Raw genomic sequence first — 15959 nt, 5'->3', positions numbered from 1 at the left:
TAATGCTGGTTTGGTTGGCGCAGGCCATACAAGGTTATATCGGCGGGTTTGGTGTATTTCAGTACCTGACCTTGCGGGCCATTTTGGCGGTTTTGACCGCGCTAACCATCTCTATGACCTTGGGGCCCTGGATGATCCGCCGCTTGAATAAGTTACAAATTGGCCAGGCGGTGCGCGACGATGGCCCACAGAGCCATTTAAGTAAAAGCGGCACGCCCACTATGGGTGGAACCCTGATTCTGGCCGCCATTTTTGTCAGTGCTCTGCTCTGGTCTGATCTCAGTAATCGCTACGTGTGGGTGGTAATGATTGTTACGGCCATTTTTGCGGTGGTGGGCTGGGTGGATGACTACCGTAAGGTGGTACAGAAAAATTCGCGGGGTCTGCCCGCCAAGTGGAAATATTTTTGGCAATCCCTGGCGGGTTTGGGTGCGGCCATCTTTTTGTACTGCACCGCACAGGTACCGGCTGAAACCCAACTGTTTGTCCCCTTCTTTAAGAACGTGGCCATCGATCTCGGTGTGTTTTACATATTGCTGACCTATTTCGTCATTGTTGGCAGCAGTAACGCGGTAAACCTTACCGATGGTTTGGATGGTCTGGCCATTATGCCTTCGGTCATGGTGGGTTCGGCGCTCGGTATTTTTGCCTATCTGGTGGGCCACACTGAGTTTTCCAGTTACCTGCATATTCAAAATATTCCGGGTACTGGCGAGCTGGCGGTGTTTTGTGCAGCTCTGGCCGGCGCCGGGCTTGGCTTTCTATGGTTTAACACCTATCCCGCCATGGTGTTTATGGGGGATGTGGGTGCCCTGGCGCTGGGTGCAGCACTCGGCACGGTGGCCGTGATTGTGCGTCACGAAATTGTGTTTTTCATTATGAGTGGCGTGTTTGTGATGGAGACGGTTTCGGTGATTTTGCAGGTTGGCTCCTACAAATTAACCGGTCGACGCATTTTTCGGATGGCGCCCTTGCACCATCACTTTGAATTAAAAGGTTGGCCAGAACCACGGGTAATCGTCCGCTTTTGGATTATTACCGTGATGCTGGTTTTGTTTGGGTTGGCGACGTTGAAACTGCGGTAAGCCATGGCTGATTTAATCGCCTCAAGTAAATTAACGGCAGTGGTGGGGCTGGGTATCTCCGGCCTTGCCACGGCGCGTTTTTTGGCGCGTCAAGGGGAGCGTTTTATCCTCTTGGATACCCGTGCCGAGCCGCCGCTGTTGCCACAATTTCTGGCCGAGTTTCCCGAGCAGAAACCGGTCTGTGGCCCGTTAAATATTGAGACGTTAACCGCGGTCGACCAAATAATTTTATCGCCGGGAGTCGCCAAAACGGAGCCGGCTATTGCCGCCGCCGAGCAGGCCGGGGTCGCGGTGCTTGGCGATGTCGATCTGTTTGTGCGCCATGCCCAAGCGCCGATCATCGCCATTACCGGCTCCAACGGTAAAACCACAGTGACGACTCTGGTGGGTGGCATGGCTGCGGCGGCTGGGTTGAACATTGCCGTGGGCGGCAATATCGGTACACCGGTATTAGATCTGTTGGCAGAGCCAACGCCCGATTTTTACGTGCTAGAGCTCTCCAGTTTTCAGTTGGAAACAACCCATAATCTGGCTGCCTTGGCGGCGGTGGTACTTAACCTGAGTCGCGATCATATGGATCGCTACCCAAGTTACAGCGCTTACCACGCCGCCAAAATGCGCATCTTTTTCGGTGTGCAGACCATGTTGGTCAATCGTGATGATCCGCTCACCCGCGGCCCTCTGGCGGCCGGGGTTAAGCAGGTCAGTTTTGGTTTGAGTGCACCGGATTTAAAACAGTTTGGTATTTTGCAAGTCGGCCAGGAAGCCTATTTGGCGAAAGGAACAGAACCCTTGCTGGCCGTGAGCCGACTGCAACTGCGCGGATCACACAACCACAGCAACGCCTTGGCGGCCATGGCGCTGGTGGATGAGATGGGTGTACTGAATAGCGCCGCGCTGCAGTTTTTAGCGGCATTTCCCGGCGTGGCCCATCGCTGCCAGTGGGTGGCGGAGAAAAACGGCGTGGTGTTTATCAACGATTCCAAAGCGACCAATGTGGGTGCCACTCTGGCGGCCTTAAAAGGGCTGAGTAGTGACCTGCAAGGCACCGCCAATAGCCAAGGGCGTATACACGTTATTCTCGGTGGCCAGGGCAAGGGTGCCGATTTTACCGAGCTGCTGGGGGGACTTGGCGAACGCGTGGCCACGGCACTGGTGCTGGGCGAAGATGCTGAAAAAATTATTGCGGCCATCAAGCCGGCCGTGCCGGTAGTGGCGGTAGCCACTATGCAAGAGGCGGTTGAGCAAGCCTATGCGTTGGCGGCGGCGGGCGACTTGGTGTTGTTGTCACCGGCCTGTGCCAGCTTCGATATGTTTAATGGTTACGAGCATCGTGGCCAGGTGTTTGAGTCTGCGGTGGAGGCGCTGGCCGCATGAGACTGGCAATGGTAGACAACTATCCCTGGCGACAGCAGTTGTTTGATGGGCTCTTGGCCGATCGCTGGTTACTGTTGGTGGTGGCGGTTTTGTTGTCGTTTGGGGCGGTGATGGTTAGCTCCTCATCAATCAGTGTGGCGGCACTGTCGGGCAGTGAGGGTGGCTATGGCGACCCCTGGTATTTCGCTCGCCGGCACGGTGTCTTTTTGTTGATCAGCCTGGTTGCCTGTGCCTTTGTGGCCAGCGTGCCGTTGGCGTTGTGGCGTCGCTACGGCTGGATAATGCTGCTGGCGGCGATTGTCATTCTGATACTGGTGTTAATTCCGGGTATCGGCACCATGGCCAACTACAGCCGACGCTGGTTGCGCTTTGGTCCGATCAATTTGCAGGCTTCGGAGTTGGCAAAATTTTGCAGCATTATTTTCTTCGCCAGCTACTTGGCGAAGTGGCACAAACGGATTCAGGCTCACACCTGGGCAATTTTAAAACCGCTGGCGATTCTCTTTTTTATCGCCGTGCTGATTTTGATGGAGCCGGACCTGGGGACCACCGTGGTCTTGATGGCCTCGGTACTGGCCATGATGTTTATTGCCGGCATTAAAATTTGGCAGTGTTTCGGCATGGGAGCATTTGGCTATTTTGCGCTGCAACATCTGTTGTTCTCGAAAGAGTATCGCCGCAATCGCCTGGATGCCTTTTTGGACCCCTGGTCTCATCAGTTTGACTCCGGTTATCAGCTGGTGCAGTCGTTGATTGGTTTTGGTCGTGGCGAATGGTTGGGATTGGGCTTGGGGAACAGTATTCAGAAGCTCTTTTTTCTGCCGGAGTCGCATACCGATTTTATTTTTGCAGTGGTTGCCGAAGAGTTTGGTTTTATCGGTGCGTTGGTGGTGCTGAGCCTGTTTGTGGTGTTGATTGTGAAAGCGTTTTTGTTAACCCGCAAAGCAATTCAGCAAGACAACGATTTCGCCTGTTTTGCCTCGTTTGGTATCGGTGTGCTGTTTGCCTGCCAGGTATTTATCAATATTGGTGTGGCTTCTGGGTTACTACCTACTAAAGGTTTGACTCTGCCCTTTGTCAGCTACGGCGGCAGTAGTCTACTGGTGTGCATGATGTTGGTGGGTTTGCTGCTGCGGATTCAAAAAGAGTTGAATGATGCCCAGCTACCCAAAGCGGGGGGCAATCCGTGACTGGGCCCAACATTATCATTATGGCCGGTGGCACCGGTGGCCATATCTACCCGGCCTTGGCGGTGGCGCAGGTGCTGATAGCCAAGGGTGCTGCGGTCTCCTGGTTGGGTACGCGCCGAGGGTTGGAGGCCCAGCTGGTGCCTGCTGCCGGTATTGAGTTGGATTTTATCGATATTGAAGGTGTGCGCGGCAAGGGTGTGCTTTCCCTGGTAAAAGCGCCACTGCTGTTGATGCGTGCCATTACACAGGCGAAAAAAGTTTTTAAACAGCGCCGGGCAGAAGTGGTGGTCGGCTTTGGTGGTTTTGTCGCAGGCCCCGGTGGTGTGGCGGCCAAACTGTTGGGTTTGCCATTGCTGATACATGAGCAAAATGCTATCGCCGGCACTACCAATAAGTTGCTGGCCAAAATTGCCAACAGGGTGTTTACCGCTTTCCCCAATGTGTTTGCCAAAGCGGCCGTGGTGGGAAATCCGGTACGGGCAGATATTAGCAGGCTGCCCGCGCCCGATGAGCGTTGGCAGAGCACCGACAGCGACTCCTCCTTCCACCTATTGATTTTGGGCGGCAGTTTGGGAGCCACTGCGTTGAATGAGTTGGTGCCCCAGGCGCTGGTTCAGTTGAACCACCAGAGCAATGTGAAAATTGAAGTTTTACATCAGTGTGGTCAGAAAAATATCGAGCAGACCCAAGCCGCCTATAAGCAGGCGGGCGTTGTTTATAACGCCGAGGGCGTTGCGGTTCAGCCCTATGTTGAGGATATGGCGGCAGCCTACGGCTGGGCACACTTTATTGTGTGTCGGGCAGGGGCACTGACGATTGCGGAAATTGCCGCCGCAGGCTGTGCCTCACTGTTGGTGCCTTACCCGCACGCCATTGATGATCACCAAACTCACAATGCCTTGTGGTTGGTAGGGCAGGGAGCTGCGCATCTGTGCCAGCAGCGGGATTTAACCGTTACCAAATTGGTGGCGGAGCTGGAAACGGCAATCAATGATCGGGCGGCCATTCTGGCAATGGCCTGCAGTGCTCGCGCACTTGCAAAAATAGACGCAGCAGAAAGAGTTGCTTCTGAATGCTTCGAGGTTTTAAACAGTGGCCAATAGTCAAATTTCGATCAATCAAATTCCAGAGATGCGCCGCATTCGGCGGATACATTTTATTGGTATTGGCGGCGCGGGCATGTCGGGTATTGCCGAGGTGCTGCTCAACCAAGGTTATCAGATCTCCGGTTCTGATTTGCGCACCTCGGAAGTCACCGAGCGCCTGTCGGATCTAGGGGCAAAAATTTATATCGGCCACCACGGTGCCAATGTGGTGGGTGCGGATGTGGTGGTTAACTCTACGGCGATTTCTGCCAGCAACCCGGAGTTGATTGGTGCCCGTGAGTATCGGATTCCGGTGGTGCGCCGGGCGGAGATGCTGGGCGAGTTGATGCGTTATCGGCATGGGATCGCGGTGGCTGGTACCCATGGTAAAACCACCACCACCAGTTTGATCGCCTCTATTTTTGCCAGCGCCGAGCGCGACCCCACGTTTGTGATCGGTGGCTTGCTCAATAGCGCTGGCAGTAATGCCCAGCTGGGCAAGAGCCGCTATTTAATTGCCGAGGCGGACGAGAGCGATGCCTCCTTTTTGCATCTGCAACCGATGGTGGCGGTGGTGACTAATATCGACGCCGACCATATGGATACCTATGAAGGAGATTTCTCCCGATTAAAACGCACCTACGTCGAGTTTTTACACAACCTGCCTTTTTATGGTTTGGCTGTTGTCTGTGGTGATGACCCGGTGGTGCGCGAAGTGATACCCGATATCTCCCGGCCCATTCTCACCTACGGTTTGTCGGAGGAGTGTGATTTTCAGGCGATTGATGTTCGGCAGGAGGGGATGCACAGCCGCTTTAAGGTGAAAATTCCGGATCGCACCGAACCTTTGGAGATATTTTTAAATATGCCCGGTGTGCACAATGTGCTTAATGCTACAGCCGCTATTGCCGTAGCCATTGATGAGGGCATTGATGACCACTCGATTCAAACCGGGTTGGCGGGATTTTTAGGCGTTGGCCGCCGCTTTCAAGTGGTGGGTGAGTTGGCCCTGGGGGATGGCACCGTCATGTTGGTGGATGACTATGGACATCACCCGCGCGAGGTGGCCGCAACCATTAAAGCGGTACGCAATGGTTGGCCGGATCGACGCTTGGTCATGATTTATCAACCACACCGCTACACCCGGACGCGGGATCTGTTTGAAGATTTCGTCGAGGTGTTATCGACGGTGGATGTGTTGGTATTGCTTGAAGTTTACAGTGCTGGTGAAGAGCCGATTCAGGGTGCTGATGGTCGGCAACTGAGCCGCAGTATTCGTACCCGCGGCTTGGTGGATCCCATTTTTGTTGAGGGTATTGATGCTGTGCCAGAGGTGATTCGCGATATTGTCCAATCCGGCGATATCGTGATTACCCAGGGGGCGGGTAACGTTGGCAGTTTGGCCAAAGAGTTGGCCAAACGTAAATTGCGCTAGTGAGTGTGAACAGAGTATGACGGCAGCGTCGGTTGCAAAATTTGGTCGGGTCGGGGTGCTCTATGGCGGCACCTCTTCCGAGCGTGAGGTTTCGTTGCAAAGTGGTGAAGCAGTGTATCAGGCACTGTTAAACGCAGGCGTAGAGGTGGTTGCCTTGGATCTACAGCAGGATCCGATCTCTGCAATTCAGCAGGCTCAGATCGACCGGGCATTTATCGCTTTGCATGGCCCGGGTGGCGAGGACGGGGCTATCCAAGCACTGCTGACGATTATGGGTATTGGTTACACCGGCAGCGGGGTGCAGGCTTCGGCCCTGGCCATGGATAAACTGAAAACCAAATACGTGTTACAAGCCTTGGCTATCCCCACGCCCCCGTTCGCCGTTCTTTCGGCCGATAGCGATTGGGTTGCGGTTATGAACAAGTTGGGTGGTGCGGCCATGGTAAAGCCCGCTCATGAAGGCTCCAGTATTGGTATGAGCAAAGTTCACAGTGCGGCCGAACTGCAACAAGCGTATCAAATGGCGAGTCAGTACGACCGCGCGGTATTTGCCGAGGCACTGATCACTGGTGCGGAATATACGGTGGCTATTTTGGGCGGGCAGAGTCTGCCGGCCATTAAGTTGGAAACGGACAATGCATTCTACGATTACGATGCGAAGTATATCTCCAATGAAACCCGTTACCTCTGCCCCTGTGGTTTAAGCGGAGAGCCAGCCGAACGACTGCAGTCACTGGCGTTGGCAAGTTTCCAGGCTTTGGATTGTCGCGGTTGGGGACGGGTCGATTTCATGGCCGATAGCGATGGCAACTTTTTTGTGCTGGAGGTAAATACCGTACCGGGTATGACCAGCCATAGTTTGGTACCGATGGCCGCTAAAGCTGTGGGGCTAAGTTTTGATGAACTCTGTGTAAAAATTTTGGAGCTTATTGATTAGCATGCGCAACGTGGCGAAGCGAGAGCCTGTCAGCAAACGGAAACCGTCCGCCAACAGTCGCCGCCGCGATTTGGTGGCGCCCTCACGCGCGCGTGGCCGTCGAATTTCTGGGTGGTTTGTTGCTTGTTTTATTGCCGCAATATCCACCGTTGCGCTCGGTACGATTGCGGTGACGTTAAAAGATTCATTTGCGCGCGTGGTTGATCAGCCCATCGCCGCCGTGGATATAAAAGGTAATTTGAAACACGTTACCGAAGCAGACCTGCGCACACTGCTCGAGCCGGTGGTCAATCGTCGCTTTTTAAATGTCGATCTGTTGACCTTGAAAGAGCGTGTTGAGGCCGACCCGTGGATTGCCCAGGCAACATTAAGCCGGCGCTGGCCTGATCGTCTGCAGGTGAGTTTGGTGGAAGAGACAGCCATTGCCCGTTGGGGGGACAGCAGTTTTCTTAATCAGGCCGGTGAAGAGAAAAACGTGGGTGACAACTCCGTGTTACAGGATTTGCCGCTGCTGCGTGGCCCGGAACAGAGCCAACAGAAGGTGGCCAGAAAATACGTCGAGATTGCCAGCCTGTTGCTACCACTGGCATTGCAGGTGAATGAGCTGACGCTGGAAGATGATCTCTCCTGGCAGCTGGCCTTGGATAATGGCTTGGTTATCCGTTTGGGGCGAGATCAGCTGCTGGAAAAAATAAAGCGCTTCAGCACTGTTTACGAAACCGTGTTGAAGCCCAAGTTGGCCGATATCTATTCGGTAGACCTGCGTTACCACAATGGCCTGGCTGTCGAGTGGTCGCCGCAAGCGTTGAGCCTGGCGAATTAATTAAAACAGTCGTTAGCAATTAAGAATTATCAGCCAAATATTACAAGGAATTGGCAATGGCAAATGCGCACGATAACCGCATTATAGTAGGTTTGGATATTGGTACATCCAAGGTGGTGGCTATCGTTGGAGAACTCACCACTGAAGGTGAGATAGAAATTATTGGTATCGGCTCACACAAATCAACCGGCTTGAAAAAAGGGGTTGTGGTTAATATTGAATCCACCGTGCAATCGATTCAGCGAGCGGTGGAAGAGGCCGAATTAATGGCCGGTTGCCATATCGAGACGGTTTATGCCGGTATTGCCGGTAGCCATATCAGCAGTTTGAACTCCCACGGCATTGTGGCAATTAAAGATCGCGAAGTGATGGAACAGGATCTGGAGCGGGTTATCGACGCCGCTCAGGCGGTTGCCATTCCCGCAGACCAGAAAATTCTCCATATCTTGCCGCAGGAGTATCTAATTGACGATCAGGAAGGCGTGAAGGAGCCGATGGGGATGTCGGGTGTGCGCCTGGAGGCGAAAGTGCACCTGGTCACCTGTGCCGTAAACGCTGCACAAAATATTGAAAAATGTATCCGGCGCTGTGGTTTGGATGTTGAGGATGTGATTCTGGAACAGCTGGCCTCCAGCTACGCGGTTTTAACCGAAGACGAAAAAGAGCTTGGTGTCTGTTTGGTTGATATTGGCGGCGGTACTACCGATATCGCTATTTTCAGTGAGGGGGCTATACGGCATACCGGTGTTATCCCCATTGCTGGTGATCAGGTAACCAACGATATTGCCATGGCTCTGCGTACACCAACGCCGCACGCCGAAGAGATAAAAATTAAATATGCCTGTGCCTTGGCAAAATTAACGGGTGATGACGAGAGTATCAAAGTTCCCAGTGTCGGTGATCGCAAGCCTCGGGATCTCTCCCGGCAGGCATTGGCCGAGGTGGTCGAGCCGCGTTACGACGAACTCTTCACCTTGGTACAGGCCGAGTTGCGCCGCAGTGGTTATGAAGATCTTATTGCCGCCGGCATCGTGTTAACCGGCGGCACATCAAAAATGGAAGGTGTGGTTGAACTGGCGGAAGAGATTTTTCATATGCCGGTGCGCTTGGGTGTGCCACAGGGGATTCGTGGTCTCACCGATATTGTTAATAATCCGATCTACTCCACGGGTGTCGGTTTGCTGATGTACGGCATGCGTCAAAACCGGGACGGTAATCGCAAGCAGCCAGCCGTCAGTGGTGAAAATTTTTGGGGGCGGATCAAAAAGTGGTTCGAATCAAACATGTAAGAAACAAGCAGTTAATTGAGTAAGTAAACGATTTCATCAGGGTAAACAACGTAATATCAAATTGGAGAGGGCATTATGTTTGAGCTGGTAGACAGCATTCCTCAAAATGCAGTGATTAAAGTAATTGGTGTTGGTGGCGGTGGCGGCAACGCCGTTAAGCATATGATTGAAAGCAACGTTGAGGGCGTTGAATTCATCTGTGCTAATACAGACGCGCAGGCACTGAAAAATGTCGATACGCGCACTGTGTTACAGCTGGGACAAGGCATGACCAAAGGGCTGGGGGCTGGTGCCAACCCGGATGTCGGTCGTCAGGCCGCGATGGAAGATCGTGAGCGTATTGCCGAAGTGCTGACCGGTGCGGATATGGTATTCATCACCGCCGGTATGGGTGGTGGTACCGGTACCGGTGGTGCGCCCGTGGTTGCGGAAATTGCACGGGACTTGGGAATCCTTACTGTGGCTGTGGTTACCAAGCCTTTCCCCTTCGAAGGCAAAAAGCGTATGAAGATCGCTGATCTGGGTATCGCCGAGCTGGAGGAGCGGGTCGACTCCTTGATTACCATCCCCAACGAAAAACTGCTCTCGGTATTGGGCAGCACCACCTCACTGTTGGATGCCTTCAAGGAAGCCAACAATGTTCTGTTGGGTGCTGTACAGGGGATTGCCGATCTGATTATCCGCCCTGGAATGATCAACGTCGACTTCGCTGACGTGCGCACGGTGATGTCTGAAATGGGCATGGCGATGATGGGTACCGGTTCCGCCAAGGGTGACGGCCGCGCCCGCGAAGCGGCAGAGGCTGCCATCAAAAGCCCGCTGTTGGATGACATCAACCTGCAAGGTGCGCGTGGCATTCTGGTTAATATCACCGCTGGTCTGGATCTTTCGTTGGGCGAATTCAGTGAAGTAGGTGACACCATCGAAGAGTTTGCTTCCAATGACGCGACGGTAGTAGTGGGTACGGTTATTGATCCGGAGATGGCTGGTGAACTGCGTGTTACTGTGGTGGCTACTGGCCTTGGCAGTCCTGCGGAAGGGGTGCTGGATAAACCGGTTAATGCAGAAAAAACTGTGGAAAGAGCGGCTGTTTCAGCTGCCGTTCAGCCAGATTATGCGAGTCTGGACCGGCCTACTGTTTTGCGCAAGCCACAGTCAATGCGTTCAGTCGCTAATCCGGCTCACGCGGGTCAAACCGCGGTGTCGTCCAAGTCTGGCGCTATGCGTGAGCTGAAGCCGATGGATGATAAAGATCTGGATTATCTGGATATTCCAGCATTTTTGCGTCGGCAGGCAGATTAAGAGGCAAGCTGATTGGGCATCGATAGCGCAAGGTGAACATTGGCGGTGGTTATCTCGGTAGTGGGAGAGCCACTTGTCCCGGAGTTTTTAGGCGATCCTGTCAGTTTGTCGGGTAGTGTGGTTTCGCTGTCACAACTTTGTGGTAGTATTGCCGCCAATTTTTTCCTTTTACTGAGTTGGACCAGGGACTGTCCCACGATTGGAGTAACACCTCTTCGATGATCAAGCAGCGTACGCTTAAAAACGCTATTCGTGCGACCGGCGTTGGATTACACACAGGTGAGAAGATTTTTCTCACATTGAAACCAGCACCGGTGGATACCGGCATTATCTTTCGCCGCACCGATATAGAACCACTGGTTGACCTTGTCGCCAAGGCTCAAAACGTAGGGGACACAACCCTCTCCACTACCCTGATGAAAGGAGATGTACGTGTTTCCACGGTTGAGCACCTGCTCTCTGCCATGGCGGGTTTAGGAATTGACAATGCCGTGGTGGAGGTCAGTGCGGCGGAAGTGCCTATCATGGACGGTAGTGCCGGTCCGTTTGTTTTTCTGATTCAGTCTGCTGGTATCGAAGAGCAAAACGCCCCCAAGAAGTTCATCCGCATCAAACGCAAAGTGGTGGTAAGCGAAGGTGACAAAGTTGCCGAGTTTTACCCCTTTGATGGCTTTAAAGTGTCGTTCAGTATCGATTTTGATCACCCAGTGTTTCGTGATCGCATCGCCCGCGCTGAAGTCGATTTTTCCAGTACCTCCTTTGTTAAAGAGGTGAGTCGGGCGCGTACTTTTGGCTTTATGAGCGATTTTGAATATTTGCGCTCAAAAGGTCTGGCCAAGGGTGGCAGTGTGGATAACGCTATTGTGGTCGATCAATATCGCATACTTAATGAAGATGGTCTTCGCTACGAAGATGAGTTTGTAAAACACAAAATCCTCGATGCCATTGGCGACCTCTACCTGCTCGGCAATAGCCTGATTGGCGAGTTTCGAGCCCATAAATCGGGCCACGCACTCAACAACCGGCTGCTGAGAGAACTGATTAAACAGGAAGATGCCTGGGAAGTGGTCACCTTTGAAGATAATCAAGTGGCGCCCATTTCTTATATCAAACCGGTTGCTGCGGCAGCTTATTGATGCAGGCGTGGCGCCAGGCTCAATAAAGCTTGGCGCCATTCTCCTTGTGGCGGTGAGGGATTGATAGCCAAACCTCCGTTCATCTGCCCGAAATACCGCCCTGTCCCCCCGATACCACGCAAAACCAACAGTCACTGACTACACTGTCAGAAGGTTTACTGGTCGGCATGATCCTATCAAAACCTAAGGCTTTGGTTGAATAATATGCGGTTTTTCACAAACGAAGAGTTGTGTCACCTAAAAGTCTTTGGCATTATCGGCGGGTATAACTGGCCGTAACCAATCAGTATTTTGGTAATATGCCAAAATTCTACACCCAAGTGTGAGCTTTCCAGCGGATCTACTAGGCCGTTGGTAGCGATCTGGTAAAGAATCGAAACGCACTTTTCGGTGTGTTTGTGAGCACTATGAAGATAATTGTTATTGGTAAAGGCCATTCCGGTACCAAAACCTATACCCTAAGCGGCTGGACAAAGGCCGTGCTTTCGCTATGCCTATTGGGTTTACCTTTGGGCGTGGGTACCAGTGTGGGCGCGCTATTTGCCTCCCAGCACAATTCCGATTTCGTCGATTCCGACACCGCTCAGGCTTGGCAGGCTTCCTTGCAGGAGCAAGAGCTGGCTATCAAAGACTCCAAGCGTGAAGCGGAACAGCAGCTTTCTGCCCTTACTTTACGGGTGGCAGAGCTACAGGCCCGGCTGCTGCGTATTGATGCCCTGGGTGAGCGCTTGACCACAGCCGCCGATTTGGACGCCGGCGAGTTTGATTTCAGCCAGGCTCCGGCCCTGGGTGGCCCGGAAAACAGTAGCGAAAGCATCAGTTTTGACCCGCCCAGTTTTATCGATGTGATCGATGAGTTGGCCGCTCAAATTGAGGATCGTCAGCAGCAGCTGGATACCTTGGAAGCGCTGATGGCCAATCGCAAAATCCAGAATGATGTGTTCATCGCTGGTCGACCGATCAAAAAGGGTTGGATCTCCTCTTTTTATGGTCGTCGTACCGATCCGTTTAATGGCCATTTAGCCTGGCACAGCGGTATGGACTTCGCCGGGCAGCTCAATTCTGATGTTGTGGCGGTAGCCTCTGGTGTGGTGACCTGGTCTGGCGACCGGTACGGTTACGGCCAAATGGTTGAAATCAACCACGGCTCGGGCTTCTCCACCCGCTATGCACACAACAGTGAAAACCTGGTGGCAGTGGGTGATGTGGTTAAAAAAGGCCAGATTGTCGCGTTAATGGGTAGCAGTGGTCGATCCACAGGCCCCCATGTCCACTTTGAAGTTTATAAAAACGGTCGCCCTGTCGACCCGTCCTCTTATATACACCGAACTCCCCGAAAATAGTTTCCCCTCCGGCTTGCTTCGAGCGGCACCTTCCTGTTTACTTGGCCCCCAATTCGTGGGGGTCAAGCATCACAAACGATAATATTCGGACCAAAAAATGATTGGCAAAGCGTTAAAAGCCGTTTTCGGCACAAAGAACGATCGTGAACTGAAGCGCATGCGGCGTTTGGTGACAAAGATAAATGCTCTGGAGGAGAGCTACCAAGCGCTGACTGATGAAGAAATAAAAGCAAAAACCGAAGAGTTTAAGGCGCGTTCAGCTGAAGGCGAGAGTTTGGATTCACTGCTGCCGGAAGCCTTTGCTCTGGTGCGTGAAGCGGGTGGCCGAGCATTAGGTATGCGCCATTTCGATGTGCAGATGATTGGTGGTATTACCCTGCACGAGGGTCGCATCGCGGAGATGCGCACCGGTGAGGGTAAAACCCTGATGGCGACTCTGCCTGTCTACCTAAATGCTTTGTCATCGAAAGGCGTTCATGTGGTAACCGTGAACGACTACCTGGCCAGCCGTGATGCCCAGTGGATGTCGCCCCTCTATAACGCCTTGGGTATGACCGTGGGTGTTATCCACTCCATGCAGGATCCTGACGCAAAACGCCAAGCCTATCAGGCCGATATCACCTACGGCACTAACAACGAATTCGGCTTCGATTACCTGCGTGACAATATGGCGCTGAGCCTGGCCGAGCGTGGCCAGCGTCCCCTCAACTTCGCTATCGTCGACGAAGTTGACTCCATCTTGATCGATGAAGCGCGTACGCCGTTGATTATCTCCGGCGCGGCACAGGACAGTTCCGCCCTCTATCGGGCGATCAATCAGTTAATCCCGCTGTTGAAAGAGCAGCCGGAGCTGCCAGAGGGTGAGGAGAACCCGGTTATCACCGGTCACTATCTGGTGGATGAGAAGATGCGTTCGGTGGAATTGACCGAACTGGGCCACCAGGAGGTAGAAACCCTGCTGGTAGCCAATGGCCTGCTGGAGGAAGACGACAGCCTCTATTCGCCGGCCAACCTTGGCCTGCTACACCATGTTCATGCCGCGTTGCGCGCTCACACCCTCTACTCCAAAGATATCCACTACATTGTGCAGGACAATCAGGTGATGCTGATTGACGAGCACACCGGCCGCACCATGCCGGGTCGTCGTCTGTCGGAGGGTTTGCACCAGGCGCTCGAAGCCAAAGAGGGGATGAAAATCCAGAGTGAGAGTCAGACTTTGGCCTCAACCACCTTCCAGAACTACTTCCGTCTCTACCATAAACTCTCTGGTATGACCGGTACCGCCGATACCGAAGCGGTCGAGTTTCATCAGATTTATGGGTTGGATGTGGTGGTTATCCCCACCAATAAACCAGTAGCGCGGAAGGACCTGAATGATCTCATCTACCTCTCCCTGGCCGAGAAGTACGATGCCATTGTCGAGGATGTGAAGCACTGTATCGAGAAGAATGCGCCGGTGTTGGTGGGTACCGCCTCCATCGAGACCTCGGAAATTGTCTCGGCCAGGTTTAAGAAGGCTGGTATCAAGCACCAGGTGTTGAACGCGAAATTCCATGAGAAAGAGGCTGAAATTATTGCCCAGGCTGGCCGACCGGGTACGGTAACTATTGCCACCAATATGGCCGGTCGCGGCACCGATATTGTGTTGGGGGGTAACTGGGAGGCCGAGGTAGCGGCGTTGCCTACGCCCACAGAGGCCCAAATTGAAGAGATAAAAACCAATTGGAAAGCTCGTCACCAGGCGGTGCTGGATGCCGGCGGCTTACACATTATTGGTACCGAGCGACACGAGTCACGCCGCATCGACAACCAGTTGCGCGGCCGATCCGGCCGTCAGGGTGACCCGGGCATGACACGCTTTTATCTGTCGATGGAAGACAGCCTCATGCGTATCTTTGCTTCCGACCGGGTGCGCAACTTTATGAAAGCGCTGGGCATGGAGCAGGGCGAAGCGATTGAGCACCGTATGGTCAGCAATGCCATCGAGAAAGCCCAGCGCAAGGTGGAAGGGCGTAACTTCGATATTCGTAAGCAATTGCTGGAATATGACGATGTCGCCAATGATCAACGCCAGGTAATTTACCAGCAGCGCAACGAGATTCTTGAGGCTGACCACATCTCAGAAACTATCAACGCCATTCGTCACGACGTGGTGACTGATCTGTTTCACGAGTTTATCCCCCCGCAGAGTGTGGAGGAGCAGTGGGATGTGCCCGGTTTGGAGCAGCACCTGGCTAATGAGCTGGGTTTACACCTGCCACTGCAGCAGTGGCTAAGTGAAGACAAGAAGCTCTACCAGGAGAGTCTGCTTGAGCGTGTAATTGCCGCGGCCGATGAGGCGTGGGCCGCGAAATGTGAACGCTTTGGCGAGATGATTACCGATGTTGAAAAACGGATCATGCTGCAGGTGCTCGATACCCACTGGAAGGAGCACTTGGCCAATATGGACCATCTGCGCCAGGGTATTGGGCTGCGGGCTTATGCCCAACGTAATCCCAAGCAGGAGTACAAGCGCGAATCCTTCCAGCTGTTCCAGGAGTTGCTCGATAACATCAAGCAGGAAGTGGTGAAGATGCTCTCCCGGGTTGAGCCGATTACTCAGGAGCAGCTGCAGGAGTTGGAGCGTCGTCAACGCGAACTGCAAGAGCAGATGCGTATAAAAATGGAACATGCTGAAGCCAATGCCTTGGCCGATGGCGAGCCTGACGATGAGCCCGCGGCCGCGGAGCCGATGCGCCGCTCCATGCCTAAGGTTGGGCGCAACGATGCTTGCCCCTGTGGCTCCGGCAAAAAATACAAACAGTGTCACGGCCGCCTAGGCTAGTATTCAATCCTTTAAAATTCCAGAACAGAATTGGTTTGCAGGGTGGGGAGGGTGCTCTCTTCCCGTGCCGCTCTCTGCTACACTTTGTCGTTCGAACTCTCCCCCGTGCTCACGGATATCAACCTATTTTGAG

12 protein-coding genes are annotated in these 15959 nt (G+C 53.3%); all 12 read left to right on the top strand.

Annotation, left to right across the window (positions count from 1 at the left end; all coding sequences use genetic code 11):
• Nucleotides 1–2: 2 nt before the first annotated feature.
• On the top strand, nucleotides 3–1085 hold the full coding sequence (gene mraY / locus SBL51_RS10685; RefSeq protein ID WP_317930922.1) for a phospho-N-acetylmuramoyl-pentapeptide-transferase: 1083 nt from the start codon (nucleotides 3–5) through the stop codon (nucleotides 1083–1085).
• A gap of 3 nt (nucleotides 1086–1088) precedes the next feature.
• Nucleotides 1089–2462 (top strand): UDP-N-acetylmuramoyl-L-alanine--D-glutamate ligase, encoded by a 1374-nt coding sequence (gene murD, locus SBL51_RS10680; RefSeq protein WP_317930921.1) that lies wholly within the window; start codon nucleotides 1089–1091, stop codon nucleotides 2460–2462.
• On the top strand, nucleotides 2459–3652 hold the full coding sequence (gene ftsW / locus SBL51_RS10675) for a putative lipid II flippase FtsW (RefSeq protein ID WP_317930920.1): 1194 nt from the start codon (nucleotides 2459–2461) through the stop codon (nucleotides 3650–3652). Before murD ends, ftsW begins: the two co-directional genes overlap by 4 nt.
• Before the next feature lie 20 nt (nucleotides 3653–3672).
• Entirely contained in the window at nucleotides 3673–4755 is a 1083-nt protein-coding gene (gene murG / locus SBL51_RS10670; RefSeq protein ID WP_317931150.1) for an undecaprenyldiphospho-muramoylpentapeptide beta-N-acetylglucosaminyltransferase, read from the top strand.
• Between the two features lie 28 nt (nucleotides 4756–4783).
• Nucleotides 4784–6172, top strand: coding sequence for a UDP-N-acetylmuramate--L-alanine ligase (gene murC / locus SBL51_RS10665; RefSeq protein ID WP_317931149.1), 1389 nt, complete (start codon nucleotides 4784–4786; stop codon nucleotides 6170–6172).
• Between the two features lie 16 nt (nucleotides 6173–6188).
• A complete protein-coding gene (locus SBL51_RS10660; protein ID WP_317930919.1) occupies nucleotides 6189–7109 on the top strand; it encodes a D-alanine--D-alanine ligase in 921 nt (306 codons plus the stop codon).
• Between the two features lie 169 nt (nucleotides 7110–7278).
• Nucleotides 7279–7932 (top strand): cell division protein FtsQ/DivIB, encoded by a 654-nt coding sequence (locus SBL51_RS10655; RefSeq protein WP_317930918.1) that lies wholly within the window; start codon nucleotides 7279–7281, stop codon nucleotides 7930–7932.
• Between the two features lie 56 nt (nucleotides 7933–7988).
• Nucleotides 7989–9221, top strand: coding sequence for a cell division protein FtsA (gene ftsA / locus SBL51_RS10650; RefSeq protein ID WP_317930917.1), 1233 nt, complete (start codon nucleotides 7989–7991; stop codon nucleotides 9219–9221).
• A 75-nt stretch (nucleotides 9222–9296) separates the two neighbouring features.
• Nucleotides 9297–10523 carry a cell division protein FtsZ gene (gene ftsZ / locus SBL51_RS10645; RefSeq protein ID WP_317930916.1) on the top strand — a complete coding sequence of 409 codons (1227 nt, stop codon included), beginning with the start codon at nucleotides 9297–9299 and terminating at the stop codon, nucleotides 10521–10523.
• A gap of 218 nt (nucleotides 10524–10741) precedes the next feature.
• Nucleotides 10742–11659 carry a UDP-3-O-acyl-N-acetylglucosamine deacetylase gene (lpxC, locus tag SBL51_RS10640; protein WP_317930915.1) on the top strand — a complete coding sequence of 306 codons (918 nt, stop codon included), beginning with the start codon at nucleotides 10742–10744 and terminating at the stop codon, nucleotides 11657–11659.
• Nucleotides 11660–12066: 407 nt separating this feature from the next.
• On the top strand, nucleotides 12067–13002 hold the full coding sequence (locus tag SBL51_RS10635; protein ID WP_317930914.1) for a M23 family metallopeptidase: 936 nt from the start codon (nucleotides 12067–12069) through the stop codon (nucleotides 13000–13002).
• A gap of 97 nt (nucleotides 13003–13099) precedes the next feature.
• Nucleotides 13100–15826, top strand: coding sequence for a preprotein translocase subunit SecA (gene secA / locus SBL51_RS10630; protein ID WP_317930913.1), 2727 nt, complete (start codon nucleotides 13100–13102; stop codon nucleotides 15824–15826).
• Nucleotides 15827–15959 lie beyond the last annotated feature (133 nt).

It is taken from the genome of Halioxenophilus sp. WMMB6, from assembly GCF_033283405.1.
Classification (GTDB): Bacteria; Pseudomonadota; Gammaproteobacteria; order Pseudomonadales; family Cellvibrionaceae; genus Halioxenophilus.
The sequence above is the reverse complement of the archived record's forward strand: the minus strand, read 5'-3'. Positions and strand labels throughout refer to the sequence as shown.